This is a genomic window from Streptomyces sp. NPDC036815 (genome assembly GCF_055609205.1).
The window spans coordinates 225,411-242,214 of the sequence record NZ_JBVJPW010000008.1 but is presented as its reverse complement, the minus strand read 5'-3'; the positions used below and the strand labels follow the sequence as shown (position 1 = coordinate 242,214).

Annotated in this window: 13 protein-coding genes, 1 pseudogene and 1 riboswitch; of the genes and pseudogenes, 9 read left to right on the top strand and 5 right to left on the bottom strand. The window is 71.7% G+C overall.

Features of this window, described 5'->3' with window-relative positions:
* Positions 1-1,284, bottom strand: coding sequence for a cobalamin biosynthesis protein CobG (locus ACZ69I_RS19005; protein ID WP_470833494.1), 1,284 nt, complete (start codon positions 1,282-1,284; stop codon positions 1-3).
* A 108-nt stretch (positions 1,285-1,392) separates the two neighbouring features.
* A riboswitch (cobalamin riboswitch) is annotated at positions 1,393-1,521 on the top strand.
* Between the two features lie 37 nt (positions 1,522-1,558).
* Between ACZ69I_RS19005 and cobN the strand changes: the two genes are divergently transcribed.
* A complete protein-coding gene (gene cobN, locus ACZ69I_RS19000) occupies positions 1,559-5,164 on the top strand; it encodes a cobaltochelatase subunit CobN (RefSeq protein ID WP_470833365.1) in 3,606 nt (1,201 codons plus the stop codon).
* A gap of 39 nt (positions 5,165-5,203) precedes the next feature.
* Here the strand turns inward: cobN and ACZ69I_RS18995 are convergent, their stop codons facing one another.
* Positions 5,204-6,460 carry an amidohydrolase gene (locus ACZ69I_RS18995; protein WP_470833363.1) on the bottom strand — a complete coding sequence of 419 codons (1,257 nt, stop codon included), beginning with the start codon at positions 6,458-6,460 and terminating at the stop codon, positions 5,204-5,206.
* A 156-nt stretch (positions 6,461-6,616) separates the two neighbouring features.
* Between ACZ69I_RS18995 and ACZ69I_RS18990 the strand changes: the two genes are divergently transcribed.
* The 3 genes from ACZ69I_RS18990 (at position 6,617) to ACZ69I_RS18980 (ending at position 8,196) form a co-directional block, all read left to right on the top strand.
* Positions 6,617-7,246, top strand: coding sequence for a histidine phosphatase family protein (locus tag ACZ69I_RS18990; protein WP_470833361.1), 630 nt, complete (start codon positions 6,617-6,619; stop codon positions 7,244-7,246).
* A gap of 179 nt (positions 7,247-7,425) precedes the next feature.
* Positions 7,426-7,608, top strand: a complete 183-nt coding sequence (locus ACZ69I_RS18985; RefSeq protein WP_467676661.1) for a hypothetical protein — start codon at positions 7,426-7,428, stop codon at positions 7,606-7,608.
* Between the two features lie 243 nt (positions 7,609-7,851).
* Positions 7,852-8,196, top strand: coding sequence for a hypothetical protein (locus ACZ69I_RS18980; protein WP_470833492.1), 345 nt, complete (start codon positions 7,852-7,854; stop codon positions 8,194-8,196).
* 23 nt (positions 8,197-8,219) lie between these two features.
* Here ACZ69I_RS18980 and ACZ69I_RS18975 read toward each other — a convergent pair whose 3' ends face one another.
* Positions 8,220-8,600 carry a helix-turn-helix domain-containing protein gene (locus tag ACZ69I_RS18975; RefSeq protein WP_470833358.1) on the bottom strand — a complete coding sequence of 127 codons (381 nt, stop codon included), beginning with the start codon at positions 8,598-8,600 and terminating at the stop codon, positions 8,220-8,222.
* A 712-nt stretch (positions 8,601-9,312) separates the two neighbouring features.
* On the opposite strand from ACZ69I_RS18975, the gene ACZ69I_RS18970 reads away from it, so the two are divergent.
* The 4 genes from ACZ69I_RS18970 (at position 9,313) to ACZ69I_RS18955 (ending at position 14,131) form a co-directional block, all read left to right on the top strand.
* Positions 9,313-9,672 carry a hypothetical protein gene (locus ACZ69I_RS18970; protein ID WP_467676667.1) on the top strand — a complete coding sequence of 120 codons (360 nt, stop codon included), beginning with the start codon at positions 9,313-9,315 and terminating at the stop codon, positions 9,670-9,672.
* A 468-nt stretch (positions 9,673-10,140) separates the two neighbouring features.
* Positions 10,141-12,363, top strand: a complete 2,223-nt coding sequence (locus tag ACZ69I_RS18965; RefSeq protein ID WP_470833356.1) for a PIG-L family deacetylase — start codon at positions 10,141-10,143, stop codon at positions 12,361-12,363.
* A 22-nt stretch (positions 12,364-12,385) separates the two neighbouring features.
* Positions 12,386-13,447, top strand: coding sequence for an acyltransferase family protein (locus tag ACZ69I_RS18960; RefSeq protein WP_470833355.1), 1,062 nt, complete (start codon positions 12,386-12,388; stop codon positions 13,445-13,447).
* Positions 13,448-13,465: 18 nt separating this feature from the next.
* A complete protein-coding gene (locus ACZ69I_RS18955; protein WP_470833353.1) occupies positions 13,466-14,131 on the top strand; it encodes a DNA alkylation repair protein in 666 nt (221 codons plus the stop codon).
* A gap of 13 nt (positions 14,132-14,144) precedes the next feature.
* On the opposite strand, the gene ACZ69I_RS18950 is transcribed toward ACZ69I_RS18955, so the two are convergent.
* Positions 14,145-15,356, bottom strand: coding sequence for a spore photoproduct lyase family protein (locus tag ACZ69I_RS18950; protein WP_470833352.1), 1,212 nt, complete (start codon positions 15,354-15,356; stop codon positions 14,145-14,147).
* A 22-nt stretch (positions 15,357-15,378) separates the two neighbouring features.
* Positions 15,379-15,633 carry a hypervirulence associated TUDOR domain-containing protein gene (locus ACZ69I_RS18945; protein WP_470833490.1) on the bottom strand — a complete coding sequence of 85 codons (255 nt, stop codon included), beginning with the start codon at positions 15,631-15,633 and terminating at the stop codon, positions 15,379-15,381.
* 153 nt (positions 15,634-15,786) lie between these two features.
* Between ACZ69I_RS18945 and ACZ69I_RS18940 the strand changes: the two are divergent.
* Positions 15,787-16,277 (top strand): annotated as a pseudogene (locus ACZ69I_RS18940) (IS701 family transposase); the annotation flags it as partial.
* Between the last annotated feature and the right edge of the window lie 527 nt (positions 16,278-16,804).

Below are 16,804 nucleotides of genomic sequence, written 5' to 3'. Positions count from 1 at the left end.
TCATCTCGTGGCCGTAGGGGTGGTCTTGGTCGTACGTGCCCTGGTGATCTGCTCGGTCAGGGTGGCGCCGGGTACGGACAGCCGCTCGCCGCCCGCGGTGCGCACCGTCACCTCGTACCGCCCGTCGCCGGTGGCGAGGACGTCGGCCCAGTCGCCGCGCGGGTGCCCGCACCGCCGCTCGCAGCCGGACCAGTGGACGGGGAGCCCGCCGGGACCCGGCACCACGTCCGCGCGCACGTCGGCGAGGGACTTGGCGCAGCCGGGGCGGCCGGTGCAGGCGCCGACCCCGAGCCAGGGGGAGTCGGGGGTGGTGACGTATCCGGCGTCCGCGAGCGCGGCCAGCCGTTCGCGGGCCGAGGCCGCGTCGGCGAAGCCGGGGAGCACGAAGCCGCGCCACGGGGTGACCCGCAGCTCGTCGGCGGGGAGCGGGAGCAGGGCGCGCCACTGGGCGGCGCTGACCCGGCCGAGACGGGCGTTCACCGCGACCGCGTGTCCGGCGGCGCCGGGGGCGGGCGGGGCGCCGCGGACCGTGTCCGGGACCTCGGTCCGCTCGGCCGCGACGTCCGCCCGCTCCAGCGCTCCGGCCAGGTCCACGTCCTGGCCCGCGGGAAGTTCCGTGACCCGCCAGGCTCCGTTGCCCGCCGCGCGCACCGCGTCGAGGAAGGCGCCGGCGGCGGCGAGGGCGGCGCGCGGGGCGTCGGCTCCGGCGATCCGGAAGGCGCGGCCCCCGACGCGTACGACCGCCGTCCCGCCCGATTCTGCGATCAAGGTCACATCCGCGCCGATCCCGGCCAGGTCCGCGCGCCCGTCGTCCAGGGCGAACAGGAAGCGGCCGGAGAGTGCCGTCGTCCACTCCTGCGCGCACAGGAGTCGGTCCAGCTCACGGGCCCACAACTGCACGTCGGCGTGGCCGAGTCCGTCGGTTCCTGCGAGGGGGGACGCGAGGACGTTCCGCACGCGCTCGTGCCGTGCGGAGGGCAGCAGGCCCGCGTCGGCGAGCAGGCGGGAGAGTTCGCCGCCGCACGCGTCGCCGAGGCCGCGCAGCTCGATGTTGCCGCGCGAGGTGACGCTGAGGTTCCCGTCGGCGAGACGCTCCGCCGCGGTGCCGAGCACAGCGGCCTGACGGGACGTCAGAAGGCCACCGGGCAACCGGAGTCGGGCCAGCCCGCCGTCGTCGGCGAGGTGCAGGCGAAGGGCGCCGGGGCAGGCGTCGCCCCGGTCGCGTATGAGGGATTCGCCCTGGTCTGGGGAAGAGGCTCGGGTGGGCGGCATGGCGGCGAGCATACCCACGCGGATCCGGCCGGTCGCCTCCCGAGACGGGCCGTCCTGGCAGGTGGCCGCCCCGCACCCGGCGGGCAGGACTTACTATGCAGGCGGCGGGCTACCAAGTCCGTCGACGCCAGCGACGGCGTGGGTCCACCAGGACCCGAGGGAGGAAGCCCGGTGCGAATCCGGCGCGGTCCCGCCACTGTGAACCCGGACTCCGGGTGAGCCAGGAACTCCTGCCGTCCATACGACCACCCGGGGCGCGGACACCCCGAGGAAGGCCTGCGCCCGCATGCTTCTGCTGTTGTCGACCTCCGACACCGACCTGCTCAGTGCCCGCGCGGCGGGAGGCCCCGTCGACTACCGGTTCGCCAACCCCTCCCGCCTCGACCTCGACGGGCTGCCCGCCCTGCTCGACGGCGTCGACCTCGTCGTCGTACGCCTCCTCGGCGGCGTCCGCGCCTGGCAGGACGGCCTGGACCAGCTCATCGCCACCGGCCTCCCGGTCGTCGTGCTCACCGGCGAACAGGCACCCGACGCCCAGCTGATGGCGTCCTCGACCGTGCCGGTCGGCATCGCCGCCGAGGCGCACGCCTACCTCGCGCACGGCGGCCCCGCCAACCTGGAGCAGCTGGCCCGCTTCCTCTCCGACACCGTGCTGCTCACCGGCCACGGCTTCGAGCCGCCCGCGCCCGCCCCGTCCTGGGGCCCGCTGGAGCGCACCGCGCGCGCGGTCGAGGGGCCGACGGTGGCGGTGCTCTACTACCGGGCCCACCACATGAGCGGCAACACCGCCTTCGTGGACGCGCTGTGCGGCGCGATCGAGGACGCCGGGGCCCGCCCGCTGCCGCTGTACGTGGCCTCACTGCGCGCCCCCGAGCCCGAGCTGATCGACGCGCTGCGCGCCGCCGACACCATCGTGACGACGGTGCTCGCGGCCGGCGGCACCAAGCCCGCCGAGGCCTCCGCGGGCGGCGACGACGAGTCGTGGGACGCAGGCGCGCTGACCTCCCTCGACGTGCCGATCCTGCAGGCCCTGTGCCTGACCGGGTCGCGCTCGGCCTGGGAGGAGAACGACGAGGGCGTCTCGCCCCTCGACGCCGCGAGCCAGATCGCGGTGCCGGAGTTCGACGGCCGCCTCATCACGGTCCCCTTCTCCTTCAAGGAGATCGACGAGGACGGCCTGCCCGCCTACGTGGCCGACGCCGAGCGGGCGGCCCGCGTCGCCGGAATCGCCGTGCGCCACGCGCGCCTGCGGCACATCCCGGCCGCCGACAAGCGCCTCGCCCTGGTCCTCTCCGCCTACCCGACGAAGCACTCCCGCATCGGCAACGCGGTCGGCCTCGACACCCCGGCCTCCGCCGTCGCGCTGCTGCGCAGGCTGCGCGCCGAGGGCTACGCGTTCGGCCCCGAGGCGGACCTGCCCGGCCTGGTCTCCGGCGACGGCGACGAGCTGATCCGCGCGCTCATCGACGCGGGCGGCCACGACCAGGACTGGCTGACCGAGGAGCAGCTCGCCGCCAACCCGGTGCGCATCCCCGCCGCCGACTACAAGCGCTGGTACGCGACGCTCCCCGCGGAGCTGCGCGAGTCCGTCGAGGGGCACTGGGGCCCGCCGCCCGGCGAGATGTTCCTGGACCGCTCCCGCGTGGGCAACGGCGGCGACCCGGAGGGCGACATCGTCCTGGCCGCTCTGCGCCGCGAGAACCTCCTCATCCTCATCCAGCCGCCGCGCGGCTTCGGCGAGAACCCCATCGCGATCTACCACGACCCCGACCTCCCGCCGTCGCACCACTACCTGGCGGCGTACCGCTGGATCGCCGCCCCGGCCGACGACGGCGGCTTCGGCGCCGACGCGATGATCCACCTCGGCAAGCACGGCAACCTGGAGTGGCTGCCCGGCAAGAACGCGGGCCTCTCCGCGGCCTGCGGCCCCGACGCCGCGCTCGGCGACCTGCCGCTGATCTACCCCTTCCTGGTCAACGACCCGGGCGAGGGCACCCAGGCCAAGCGCCGCGTGCACGCCACGCTCATCGACCACCTGGTGCCGCCGATGGCACGCGCCGACTCCTACGGCGACATCGCGCGCCTGGAGCAACTCCTCGACGAGTACGCCCAGATCAGCTCCATGGACCCGGCGAAGCTGCCCGCGATCCGCGCACAGATCTGGACGCTCATCCAGGCCGCGAAGCTCGACCACGACCTGGGCCTGGAGGACCGCCCGGACGACGACGGCTTCGACGACTTCCTGCTGCACGTCGACGGCTGGCTCTGCGAGATCAAGGACATGCAGATCCGCGACGGCCTGCACGTGCTCGGCACCGCCCCGGCGGCCGGCGACCGCGTCAACCTGGTCCTCGCGATCCTGCGGGCCCGCCAGATCTGGGGCGGCACCACCGCCCTGCCCGGCCTGCGCGAGGCTCTCGGTCTCGACGAGTCCGCGGCGACCCGCGTCAGCGCCGACGAGGCCGAGGAGAAGGCCCGCGCGCTGGTCCAGGCGATGGACGACGCGGACTGGGACCTCGCGGCGATCCCGCGCGACCAGGGTGAACAGGTCGCCGCCGTACTGGAGTTCGCGGCGCGCGAGGTCGTCCCGCGCCTGGCGGGCACGACCGCCGAGCTCGACCACGCGGTGCACGCCCTGAACGGCGGCTTCGTCCCCGCGGGCCCGTCAGGATCGCCGCTGCGCGGCCTGGTCAACGTCCTGCCGACCGGCCGCAACTTCTACTCGGTCGACCCGAAGGCCGTCCCCTCGCGCCTCGCCTGGGAGACGGGCCAGGCCCTGGCCGACTCGCTCGTCGAGCGGTACCGGACCGACAACGGCGAGTACCCCACCTCCGTGGGCCTCTCCCTGTGGGGCACCAGCGCGATGCGCACCGCGGGCGACGACGTCGCGGAAGCGATGGCCCTGCTCGGCATCCGCCCGGTCTGGGACGACGCCTCGCGCCGCGTGACGGGCCTGGAGGCCATCCCGTACGAGGAGTTGGGGCGCCCGCGCATCGACGTGACGCTGCGCATCTCGGGCTTCTTCCGCGACGCGTTCCCGCACACCATCGGCCTGCTCGACGACGCGGTACGGCTCGCCGCCTCGCTCGACGAGCCCGCCGCCCGCAACTACGTGCGCGCCCACGCCCAGGCCGACCTCGCCGAGCACGGCGACGAGCGCCGGGCCACCACCCGCATCTTCGGCTCGCGCCCCGGCACGTACGGCGCGGGCCTGCTCCAGCTCATCGACTCCCGCGACTGGCGCACCGACGCGGACCTCGCCGAGGTCTACACGGTGTGGGGCGGTTACGCGTACGGCCGGGGCCTCGAAGGACGCCCGGCCCGTGCCGAGATGGAGACGGCGTACAAGCGCATCGCGGTGGCCGCGAAGAACACGGACACCCGCGAGCACGACATCGCGGACTCGGACGACTACTTCCAGTACCACGGCGGCATGGTGGCGACCGTGCGCGCGCTGCGGGGCACGGCTCCGGAGGCGTACATCGGGGACTCCACCCGCCCCGAGACGGTCCGCACGCGCACGCTGGTGGAGGAGACCTCGCGGGTGTTCCGCGCGCGCGTGGTCAACCCCAAGTGGATCGAGGCGATGCGCCGCCACGGCTACAAGGGCGCCTTCGAACTCGCCGCCACGGTGGACTACTTGTTCGGCTACGACGCGACGACGGGCGTCGTAGCCGACTGGATGTACGACAAGCTCACGGAGACGTACGTCCTGGATCCGACGAACCGTCAGTTCCTCCAGGAGGCCAACCCCTGGGCCCTGCACGGCATCGCGGAACGCCTCCTGGAGGCGGAGTCGCGCGGCATGTGGGCCAAGCCGGACCCGGCGGTCCTCGAAGCGCTGCGCCAGGCCTACCTGGAGACCGAGGGCAACCTGGAGGACGAGGGCTGAGCCCGCACCTCCCCCGCGATCTCCTCGTGCGGCCGCCCGTCACGCCGACGGGCGGCCGCCGAGCCAGGCCAGCGCGCCCGCCGTCAGGGCCGTCACGCCGGTGGTGAGTGTCGGCTCGACCAGCGGCGCGAAGGACGGCGAGTGGTTCGAGGGGATGTCCCGCTCGAAGGTGCCCGCCTGCTGCGCGGCGGCCACCTCCGCCGGGTCGGCGCCGCCGAACAGCCAGTAACAGAGCGGCACTTCACGCTCGGCGGCGGTGGCGAAGATGCCGACGTCCTCGCTGCCGGTCACCTGGCCGGGGTCGATGACCCGCGCCGCGCCGATGACGGCGCCGATGGCCGCCATCGTCCGCTCCACGGCGTCCGCGTCGTTCGTGACGACGGGGAAGGTGTCGATCGCCGTGATCTCCGGCTCCTTCTCCGCTCCGGCCGTGACCGCCTCGCCCCGGACGATCCGCTCGACGGCGGCGAGGACCCGCGTGCGGACCTCGGGCGTGTAGGTGCGGATGTTGAGCTGGAGCTCGGCCTCGTCGGGAATGATGTTGTGCTTCGTGCCCGCCCGCAGCGCGCCGACGGTGACCACGGCGGTCTCCCCGCCCGCGATCTCACGGGACACGACCGTCTGGAGCCGCATCACGGTGGCCGCCGCCATCACCACCGGGTCGACCGAGGTCTCCGGGCGCGAGGCGTGCCCGCCCGATCCGAACAGCCGCACCCGCCAGGCGTCCGTGGCCGCGAACGCGGGCCCCGCGTGGGCGCCGACCATCCCCGCGGGCAGCGGCGCCACGTGCTGGCCGAGCACGACGTCCGGCGTGCCGAACCGCTCGTAGAAGCGGTCGTCGACCATCTCCCGCGCGCCCTGCCCGGCCTCCTCGGCGGGCTGGAACACCGCGACGATCCGGCCGGACCAGTCGCCGCGGGCCTCCGCGAGCAGCCGCAGCGCGCCGAGCAGGCAGGTGACGTGCATGTCGTGGCCGCACGCGTGCATCACACCGTCGGTACCGGACGCGTACGGCAGGCCGGTGCGCTCGGTCACCGGGAGCGCGTCCATGTCGGCGCGCAGCAGCACGGTGGGGCCCGCCCCGTTGTCCAGGACGGCGACCACGCCGGTACGGCCGACACCGGTGGTCACCTCGTATCCGTACGAGGCGGCGCGACGGGCGGCCTCGGCGGCGGTGCGGTGCTCCTCGAAGGACAGCTCCGGGTGGGCGTGCAGATCGCGGTAGAGGTCGGCCAGATCGTCCTTGATGGCGTCGAGTCCACGCAGGGCGGAGGGCTTCGGGTCGGCGGCGCTCATGTCACGCTCCTCGTCATCGATGCTTCCGCCACCCTACGTACGGTTCCTCCCGGGCGTCCCGTCCGGCGGCTGCCGCAACCGGGCAGGTCACGGGCACGTCCCTCCAGCTGTCAGTTCAGCTATCAGTTCGGCGAGACCGTAAGGGGCTGCTCCACCATGACCACACCCGCGACCGCGACGCGCCACCTCTATGTCACCCGGCACGGCGAGGCCACCCCCGACGAGAGCGGGCTGACGGCAGCGGGCCTGCGCCAGGCGGTGCTGCTCGGCGAGCGGCTCCGCGGGACGCCCCTCACAGCGATCCACCACGGCCCGCTCCCCCGGGCCGAACAGACCGCCCGCCTCATCGGCGAACACCTGCCCGGCGTCCCCCTGCACCGCTCGGACCCGGCCGGCGACTACCTCCCGTACATCCCCCACAAGGACGAACTGCCCCCGGAGTCGGCCGACGCCACGCTGCAGCGCCTCGCCCAGTTCCCGGAGGCGGAACGCGAAGGCGGCCCCGCGCTCGCCCGGGAGGCGCTCGCCCGCTTCACCGGCCCCGTCCCCGGCCCCGAGCCGCGTCACGAACTCCTCGTCACGCACAACTTCCTGATCGGCTGGCTGGTCCGCGCCGCGCTCGACGCCCCACCGTGGCGCTGGCTGGGCCTCAACCACTGCAACGCGGCCCTGACCGTCATCCGCTACACCCCCGACCGCCCCGCCGCGGTGGTCTTCTACAACGACATGCGGCACCTGCCGAGCGAGCTGCGCTGGACGGGCTTCCCGCCCGAACTCCGCGCCTGAGCCGGTGACTTCCCGCCGCTCCGCGGTTCTTCGACTCTTCGACTCTTCGGCTCTTCGGCTCTTCGGCTCTTCGGTTCTTCGGTTCTTCTGCCTGATCGCGGCAGTGCGGGGAACACGGTTGAAAGCCGCACCGCCACGGGACTCACCCGTGGCCGGCCGTCCCCGGCAGGAGAAGACAGATGCTCGCACTCGCCGCAGCCGCGCTCTTCGTCATCGCCTTCGTCATCCACGCCACCGAGACGTCGACCGAAGCGGTGTTCAGTCCGACGAGTCTCCTGCTCGTCGGGCTCGCGCTGCTCGCCCTGCACTCGGCGGGCCTGGGCTCCGCCTGGTCCCCCCGCCGCCGCGGCAGCCGCCGCTGAGCTCCGCCTCCCTGCTCAGGCCGGGCGCCCGGCCCGAGCAGGGTCCGCCCGGTCACCTCGTTGACAGAGACTGCCGCCGCACGTTGACTGACACCACGGCAGAGGGCCACGCCCCTCCGGAACACCCCCGTGAAACCCCTGGTGGCGCCCCAGCAGGACGGACCAATTCTCGGCGGTCCGGAAGAGCCGCCCGTCGAGAACACCGAGAACGCCTACGTGTTCGGAACGGAAACGGCACCTGATATGTACGACCAGACACGCGCCCAGCAGCCCGCGGCCGAGCCCCGGGGCCGGAGCGGACGAGCTGCCTCCGGCCCGGAGCCGCTGCTCCCGTCGGACGAACGGGACAAGATCGCGCTGCGCCTCGGCCACGCCATCAACACCTTCGCCGACACTCCGCACGAGGCTCTGGAGGAGGCCGACGCCGCGCTGGACGAGACCTCGGCCCAGCTGGTGAAGGCCCTGGCGGAACTGCGGCGGACCCTGCGCGAGACGTGGCAGGAACAGGACGCCGAAACGCAGTCCACCGAACTCCGCCTGGCGCTGCGGCAGTACCGGGAGATCACGCAGCGCCTGCTCCACCTCTGACACCGGGCAGCACAGCCGCACGGTTACGACGCCGTGGCCCCCGCCGGCTGCCCCGACTGCTCGGTCTGCTCGGTCTGCTCCGACTGCTCGGTCTGCTCGGCGCGTCGATACGCGGCATTGATGCGCTGAGCCTCTTCGAGCTGATCCTCGAGGACGACGATGCGGCAGGCGGCCTCGATGGGGGTGCCCTGGTCGACGAGTTCGCGGGCGCGGGCCGCGATGCGCAACTGGTAGCGGGAGTAACGGCGGTGACCGCCCGCGGAACGCAGCGGTGTGATGAGCCGGGCTTCACCGACGGCACGGAGGAAACCCTGCGTGGTGCCGAGCATCTCGGCGGCCCGGCCCATGGTGTAGGCGGGGTAATCGTCGTCGTCGAGACGGCCGTAGGAGTCATCTGCTGTCATTTGCACCTCTCTGTGGAACACGCGTCGAGGGGCCCTGGCGCCGTACTGGCACCAGGGCCCCGAAGGAACTGCTACACCATCTGCCGACTCGTACTGCTTCGAGCCGACTTTCTGTTTCCGCGGCCTCGGCCTGAGAGCTGCCGGGTATGCGGGGATCGCGGATGCGTGACCGGAGACCACCTGCCTATCGATGTCCTGCGGTACCCGGACTCGTTGTTCCCGTCCGGGCGATCCTGATGGCGCTCAACTCCTCCGTTCTTTCCTCTGATTCGCTCGCTACTTGCACGGAACTGCGTACTGCTGGCACTGCTCGTACTGCTTGTACTACCTGTACTGCTGATACTGCGTGAACTGCTGGTACTGCGTGAACTGCTCTCGGCGGCCCCTGATGACTGCGGGCCACCCGGTCCGGTCGTCAGCCCCGTCACCGTCCTGCGACTGCTCTGGCTTCGGAGCTCCACCACCGCACCGTCCTGCACCACGGTCCTGCACTTCGACCGCGGGTACTGCTGCCCGGCAGTGCATCCCTGCCGGACCCTCTTGATCTCGGCTACGAGAGAAACCATAGCCACGCCGCGCCCCAATGTCTACTCCAGCCGACACAGATTTTCAGGCCCTCGAAGAAGAGGTAGTCCGCGTCGACCGGCACATGGATGCCGGGCGGCGGACCGTCGCTTGGGTCGCCGATTCGCCGGGAAATATAGTTGGCCCCATGTCGAAGCCTGACGAGTTGCTCGTTGACGTCGCCGCCCTGGTGGAGTCCGGGCGGAGCAACCAAATGTCCTTGACCGTGGTCGCGGGTGGCGCTGTCATCACCGGCCGACTGGCTCCCGAAGCGGTGTGGAGGCAGCGGGTGTCGGATGTACTGACGGATTCGGACCGCCTGAGCGAGTTCTCCCGCGTCTTCGACGCCCCCACGAAGAGGGACGGCCCGCCCACACACCTGCACTTCCACGTGGCCCGCATCCTCCAGGGCACGGTGGGCATCCCGGAGACGGGCGGCATGTACCGCGTCGCCATCGAGGACGTCAGCGCCTGGACGATGGGCGACTTCAGCTACTCCGACCACTGACCGCGCACTCCCCCGCAGGCAATGTGGCCCCGCTCGGTAGACGCCGTCCGGGGCCACTCACCGCTCACCCGGCCCCCGGGGCGAACGGCTGACCGGCACCAGCACCCGCGGCCGCGGGGCTCCGCGAACGCCCCTGGCAGCGCTACCGGCTCCAGGAGACCATCCGCGAGCTCGTACTCGACGACCAGCGCCTGCGGAACGACATGTGCTGGTCGGTCTTCGACTGCTGAGCCGCGCTCCCGACCCGCCGCCAGAACCCCGCTCCCGCCCCACTCCCCCGAAGAAAATTGAGCAAGAACCCCAGCTGAACTCCTTCTGACGCCGTGAGGAAGGTCACTGAGGACAACCCGCCGCAGGCGCTGGTCATCCTCCTCCGTGATCAAGGAGGCCGCAGCGGCAGCTGTTGGCCGAGTGGCCGGTACGTCAGATAAGGCAGCACCATCCATGCCTCCCGTAACGCGCGGTTCCGTGCGCGCAACACGTCGCAACATCCTCGCGGCCACCGTGCTGGGCGCCACCGCGCCCCTGGGCATCGGCATAGGCATGGCCGTCCGCTCCAAGAGCGACGGTGGCGACGCGGCCGTCACGCCGCACCAGTCACCGGACATGCGGACGGCCGCTCCCACCGGCACGTGGGCCGCCACCGGGCCGCAGCCGCAGACCGAGGAATCGGTCGTGCAGATCGTCGCCCACCCCGACGACGACCTGTTCTTCATCAACCCGGAGGTCGGGCAGTCGCTGCGCAGCGGCCGGCCCCTGACGACGATCTATCTGACGTCCGGCGAATCCAACGGTGTCAACAGTCCGCGCAAGGGCACGTTCCGGGGCATGCCCCGCCCCACACGCGACCAGCGCAAATACGCCAAGGCGCGCCAGAACGGCATCCGCGCCGCCTACGCCGAAATGGTCACCGGACGGCCGGGGCATCCGTGGCGGCGCTCCGTCATCCCGACGGCGGGCGGCGGGCAGGCGGAGCTCGACACGTTGCAGGGTCACCCCCACATCAACCTGGTGTGGACGCTGCTGCACGAGGCGGGCAGCATCACCGGTGACCGCCCGCACAGCCTGCACGGGCTGTGGGAGGGGCGGGTCGGCCTGCTCGGCTCGCAGTTGGCGCACGGCGGTGCGGTCACCCGCGACTTCTCGTACACGAAGGAACAGCTCATCCGGACGCTGACCGGCTATCTGGAGCGGTTCCGGCCGACGCAGGTCCGGATGCAGAATCCGACGCCCGGCCGGCTGGACCGCAACCTCAAGTGCTCCGACCACCAGGATCACCGCTTCGGCGCCCGGTTCGTCCAGCAGGCTCTCGCCCGGTACGCGGCCTCCGGGTCCGGCCCCCACTTCACCGTGCAGACCTACATGGGGTACTTCAACGGCGGTCTGCCGCAGGCGCTCGACCCCGAGTCCGCCGCGTCCAAGGCCCGTACGCTCGAAACGTACTCCTGGACCGACGCCCCGCGGAACACCTGCGGGGACCCGGCGGGCTGTGGCGACCTCAAGGTCGCCGCGGCCCCCAAGCCCCGCTGGTCGCACAGCATCCACCACGCCGGTGACAGCGGCGCCGACTGGCTGCTGGCAGGCAAGGACGACAGCCTGTGGGCCTTCGCCGTACTGGACGGGCGGATCGCGCACTGGCACCGGCCGGGCGGCAAGGGCGCGCAGTGGGGCGCGAGCCGGTGGACGGGGCCCGTGCTCCAGGAGGAGACGGGGATCGACACGGGCGTGCGGCCGGTGGCCCTGCCCGACGGGCGCATAGCCGTCTTCGGCACCCGCACGCTGTTCGGCGATCGTCCGGCCGCCTACCGCAAGGAAGCGGGATTCGTCGTTCAGGAGGCCCCGGGCCGGTCCTTCGGCCCCTGGCAGTCGCTGGACAGTCCGGAGCTGTCCGACGAGGTCGGTACGAACGACATCAGCTCACCCGCGGTCGTGGTGCACGACGACGGCGCGATGTCGGTGTTCGTGCGCGACAGCTCCCACCGGCTGACCGCGCGTGCCCAGCAGCCGGACGGGACGTGGACGCCCTGGCAGGACCTGGGCGGCGAGGCCGTGCACGGCGATCCGGTCGCCGCCACGGACCGCGCCGGGCGCGCCTACGTCCTCGCCGCCACCGCGCACAGCGTCCTCGCCTGGGTCCAGGAGCGGCCGGGCGCGGACGTGCGGGGCCCGCTGGCCACCGGTATTCCGGCCACCACCCTGCCGTTGACGGTCCGCCGCGACGACGACGGCGTCCGGGTCTTCCACCGCACTCCCGGCTCCGGGAACGTGCGCTCCACCCGCCTGCGCGCGGACGGCCTCACCCCCTCGGCCCAGCCGAACGGGGCGCGCCGGGCGTCCACCACCCACACCTCGGCGGCCCTCACCGATCTCGGTGGCGCGGGCGGTTACGGCCCGGTGAGCGTCACCTCGGACGACTGGGGCGGTGTGCTGCTCGCGGCCCGGACCGCCACGGGCGATGTCGCCACGGCGTGGGGCACGTCGGGCGCCGCCAGGAACCGGCCGCAGTGGAACCACACCGGCGTGCTTCCGGCGGGAGCGCCGTCGAGTGCTCCGCTGGCCTCCGGAGGCGTCGTGCTCACCATGCTCGGCCTCGACAGCCGCCTGTACTGGACGCACGCCACCCGCGCGGGAGGCCGCCTCGCCCCCTGGAGACCGGTCGAATCCCAGACGGCGAGGAGGTCCAAGGCGTGATGAGGTCAAAGACGTGATGCGGATGCCCACCACCGAGCCGCTCGACCTGCGCAAGGCGCAGGCCGCGGCGGATACGACGGACACGCGCGACCCGTTCTTCGACAACGCGAAGTTCCTCCTGATCGTGCTGGTCGCCCTCGGCCACTCCTGGGAGCAGATCTCCTACGGCACGCACGCGCTCCAGTCGGTGCACACCCTGGTCTACACGTTCCACATGCCGGCGTTCATCCTGCTGTGCGGCTACTTCTCCCAGCGCTTCACCGGCCGCCCCGACCAGGTACGCCGGCTGATCGAAGGGGTGCTGATCCCCTACCTGCTGTTCGAGACGGCGTACTCCGCCACGAACAGCCTGGTGCGGGGCGAGCCCTTCGTCATCACCCCCACGGAACCCACGTATCTCTGCTGGTTCCTCATCGCCCTGTTCCTGTGGCGGCTGAGCACGCCCGTGTGGCGAGCGATCCGCCACCCCGTCCCCGTCGCCGTCGCGCTCTCCCTCGCCGCCGGTCTCACGACGATGCACTACGACCTGGCACTTCCGCGCGTACTGATGTTCCTGCCCTGGTTCGTCCTCGGCCTGAACCTCCGCCCGGAACACTTCGCCCTCCTGCGCACGAGGGTGGCCCGTCGCTGGGCCGTGGTGGCGCTGGTCTGCGCCGGGATCGGGGCGTACCGGCTGGTCCCCGCTCCCGACGAGCACTGGCTGTCCATGGACGCGGGCTTCACGGAGCTCGACGTGAGCCGACCGCAGTGCCTGGCCGTGCGGATCGGCATCTTCGCGCTGAGCGCGGTGCTGGTCGCGGCGTTCCTCGCGTGCGTGCCCCGCCGCCGCATGCCCTTCACCGCGCTCGGCGCCGTCACGATGTACCCCTACCTGCTGCACGGTCTCCTGATCCGCGCGTGCGAGGCGGCGGGCCTGTACCCGGTCCTGAAGAACCTGGGCCTGGCGGGCCAGGTCCTCCTCACCCTCGGCGTCGTCACCGCGGTGTTCCTGCTGTCGAGCCCGCCGGTGCGGAAGGTGTTCCGTCCGCTGGTGGAGCCTCGGCTGCCGCGCGGGGCGGTGCCGGTGGGTAAGGGTTCGCGGTAGCAGGAGAGAGGTGGCCGCATGGTGGCGTTGTCCGAGGTGATGGCCGAGCTGGCCGCGCTCGACGACCCGAAGACGCGCGCGGTGAACGCGAGGCACGGCGACGATCACGGAGTGAACCTCGGCAAGCTGCGCGCGCTCGCGAAGCGGCTGAAGACGCAGCAGGATCTCGCCTGCCGCCTCTGGGAGACGCGGGACACCGCGGCGAGACTGCTGGCCCTGCTGATCTGCCGCCCGAAGGCGTTCGAGCGCGATCAGCTGGACACGATGGTGCGCGAGGCACGCACTCCCAAGGTGCACGACTGGCTCGTGAGTTACGTGGTGAAGAAGAGTCCGCACTCCGAAGAGCTGCGCCTGGCCTGGTCCGCCGACCCGGACCCCGTGGTCGCGAGCGCCGGCTGGGCGCTGACCACGGAACGCGTGGCGAAGCAGCCCGAGGGCCTCGACCTCCCCGGGCTGCTCGACGTCATCGAGGCGGAGATGAGGGACGCCCCGGAACGGCTCCAGTGGGCGATGAACCACTGCCTGGCGCGGATCGGCATCGAGCACGCCGAGCACCGCACGCGCGCGCTCGACATCGGCGAGCGCCTGGAGGTGCTCAAGGACTATCCGACCTCCCCGGGCTGCACGTCTCCCTTCGCGCCTGTGTGGATCACCGAGATGGTGCGGCGCCGGGAGGGTGCGTAACAGGCGCACCTGTTCAGAAGGCATACCTGACCCGGAGCCATGGCGCGTGCTCCGCGAGCAGGCGTCGCATCCGCGTCAGGGACTCCTGCTTGACCTCGAGGGCGTAGCGCACGTTCAGGGCGCCGTTCTGCGAGCGTTTCGTCTCCTGGAGGTCCGGCTGCCACAGCACGTCCTCCGCGCGAGGGTGCCATCCCAGGTTGACCTCGTGGAGCGCCTCGTTGTGCGTCAGCATGATGACCTCGGCGGCCGCCTGCTCCTTCACGCGGGCGGGCAGCACGTCGTCGAGGTGGTCGAGCAGCTCGGCCCAGGCCCGCTCCCATCCAGGGCGCAGTACGACGGGTGAGAGGTTGAAGTGGACCTCGTACCCGGCGTCGAGGAAGTCGGAGGCGGCGGCGATGCGCTCGCCGACCGGGCTGGTGCGGATGTCGAGGAGGCGGGCGTCGTCGGCGGGCATGAGCGAAAACCGCACCCGGGTGCGGCCCCGCGGGTCGAGCGCGAGCAGGTCGGGGTTGACGAACTTGGTCGCGAAGGAGGCCTTGGCCGTCGGCAGCCCGCGGAAAGCTGCGACGAGGTCCGCGGTGTTGTCGCAGACCAACGCGTCGACAGAGCAGTCACCGTTCTCACCGATGTCGTAGACCCACGCCGTGGGGTCGCACTGATTCGGCTCCCTCTTGGGACCCTGCGCCCGTACGTGGCGCCGGACGTGGGCGACGATCGCCTCGATGTTGGTGAAGAGCGTGATGGGGTTGGCGTAGCCCTTGCGGCGGGGGACGTAGCAGTAGGCGCAGGCCATGGCGCAGCCGTTGGAGGGGCCGGGCGCGATCCAGTCGGCCGACCGGCCGTTGGGGCGGGTGGCGAGCGTGTGCTTGACCCCGAGGACCAGCGTCTCGGTCTTGATGCGGACCCACCGCGCGATGTTGCCGTCGTTGCCGTGGAGGGAGGGGATGCGCCAGTGACTCTCGACCTCCGTCACCCGCACTCCCGGCAGCCGGGCCATGATCTGCCGCCCGCGCGGCGAGTCGAGGGCGGCGCGCTCCGCGTAGACCTCCCGCACGTCGAGCATCCGGCGCGCCTGGGGACTGTCCCGAAAGGCCGCACGCGCGGCAACCGGCGCGGGCGAGGCGTCCTCCCACCCGAAGAGCGCTTGCTGCTCGGGCTCTCCGGAGGCGGATCCGGCCGTCGGCTGATCCACGTGCTGTTCCCTTCGGCGCCCGGCAGCCCTCATGAACGACTCCAATAACCGCCCTTCACGCCCTTCCTGCAGCCCCGCCCTTCCCACCAGTCCCACCCTTCTTGCGCAGGGCTTCGGGCTTGTGGACGGCCCGGCGACCGGTCTTGTCGCTCTCGACCTCGTACTGCGGCTCGCCCGCGGAGGCGTCAACGGTCCGCCCCGCCACGTCGGCACGCTCCGTGATCTTCCTCTTCACTTCCCCCGGAACGGTCTGCCCATGACTGCGCCAGGACACCTGATCACCCTTGCTGAGCTTCTTGCCCTTGCCCACGATCCGCACGCTCCCTCGGTCTCGGCCCTCGATGGACGACGTTCCCACTGTCCTGTGACTCGAGGTTCGCCGCATTCGGACGAGGGGGGATGACTGCGGGTATGCCCACCGGAAGCGGCTGGGTGTGACGTAGCACGGTAGGTCGGCATCCCTCCCCGCTACCGCACCCCGCCGCGAGCCGTCTGCGTCCTGGCAGCGCAGGCAGGTGCGGAGCGGTTCACCGAGGTGACCTGGAGGCAGGGCAGCACAGGGGAGATGACTTCGCGGTTCGCGGTACTCACCGTGCGGCCCGCGGGCAAGCAGCCCCTGGCCGCAGCCCAGGAGGTGGGCGGCGGCCGCAACAGGTCGGACGGCGTGCTGCCCGTCCAGACACTCCTCGTCGAATGGCCGGAGGGCCAGGACGCTCCGAGGGACTACTGGATATCGAACCTACCGCCACCACACCGGCCGCTGACCTTGTGTGGTGGGCCAAGATGCGCTGGCGGATCGAGCACGACTACCGAGAGCTCATGCATGGCCTGGGACTGGACCACTTCGAGGGCCGCACCTGGCGCGGCTGGTACCACCACGTCACCCTCGTCACCCCCGCCCAGGCATTCCTCACCCTCAGGCGGCTCGCCCCAAAAGCCCGCAAACCAGCCTGATCCTCTACCAGGTCCCCGACGTCCTTCAGGACCTGCTGAGCTACTGGACCGGTACCTGCACCACCTGCGGACGCCCCCTGCCCAGCCCACGGAGGAGCCGCAGACAGCTCAGAACCTGACGAAGCACTACCAGGTCCGCGCCCATGACTGGCAGGAGTTGACCGAACCACATCGATCTTGGTCGCGCCGTACCGCCGAGTGGAGCCGACTCCACCGGTTAGCAACGCGGCGCTGACGGAGCCACACAGCCGCGTCGGAGGCGAATTGTCATGTGACAGTGCTTCAGAACAAGCGTCCTGCGAGCGTCAGCAGCCCAAGGAAGCACGGACACGGCTTGCAATATTGTCGCTACACCTGCCTGAACTCGCAGGTCAGACGGCTTTTTCAGACGCGCCGTTCACCCGTTGGACGAGCGCAAACAGGTGGAGTAGCCACGAACGCGCAAAGCCCCAGGTCAGGCGTCCTTCTTCAGCGGCCCAGGAATCGCCACGCACTGGAAGCATTGATCCTTATCAGCGTCGATCGTT

Coding starts and splice junctions, on each gene's coding strand:
- ACZ69I_RS19005 (WP_470833494.1), bottom strand. CDS start 1,284: ATGCTCGCCGCCATGCCGCCCACCCGAGCCTCTTCCCCAGACCAGGGC.
- cobN (WP_470833365.1), top strand. CDS start 1,559: ATGCTTCTGCTGTTGTCGACCTCCGACACCGACCTGCTCAGTGCCCGC.
- ACZ69I_RS18995 (WP_470833363.1), bottom strand. CDS start 6,460: ATGAGCGCCGCCGACCCGAAGCCCTCCGCCCTGCGTGGACTCGACGCC.
- ACZ69I_RS18990 (WP_470833361.1), top strand. CDS start 6,617: ATGACCACACCCGCGACCGCGACGCGCCACCTCTATGTCACCCGGCAC.
- ACZ69I_RS18985 (WP_467676661.1), top strand. CDS start 7,426: ATGCTCGCACTCGCCGCAGCCGCGCTCTTCGTCATCGCCTTCGTCATC.
- ACZ69I_RS18980 (WP_470833492.1), top strand. CDS start 7,852: ATGTACGACCAGACACGCGCCCAGCAGCCCGCGGCCGAGCCCCGGGGC.
- ACZ69I_RS18975 (WP_470833358.1), bottom strand. CDS start 8,600: ATGACAGCAGATGACTCCTACGGCCGTCTCGACGACGACGATTACCCC.
- ACZ69I_RS18970 (WP_467676667.1), top strand. CDS start 9,313: ATGTCGAAGCCTGACGAGTTGCTCGTTGACGTCGCCGCCCTGGTGGAG.
- ACZ69I_RS18960 (WP_470833355.1), top strand. CDS start 12,386: ATGCCCACCACCGAGCCGCTCGACCTGCGCAAGGCGCAGGCCGCGGCG.
- ACZ69I_RS18955 (WP_470833353.1), top strand. CDS start 13,466: ATGGTGGCGTTGTCCGAGGTGATGGCCGAGCTGGCCGCGCTCGACGAC.
- ACZ69I_RS18950 (WP_470833352.1), bottom strand. CDS start 15,356: ATGAGGGCTGCCGGGCGCCGAAGGGAACAGCACGTGGATCAGCCGACG.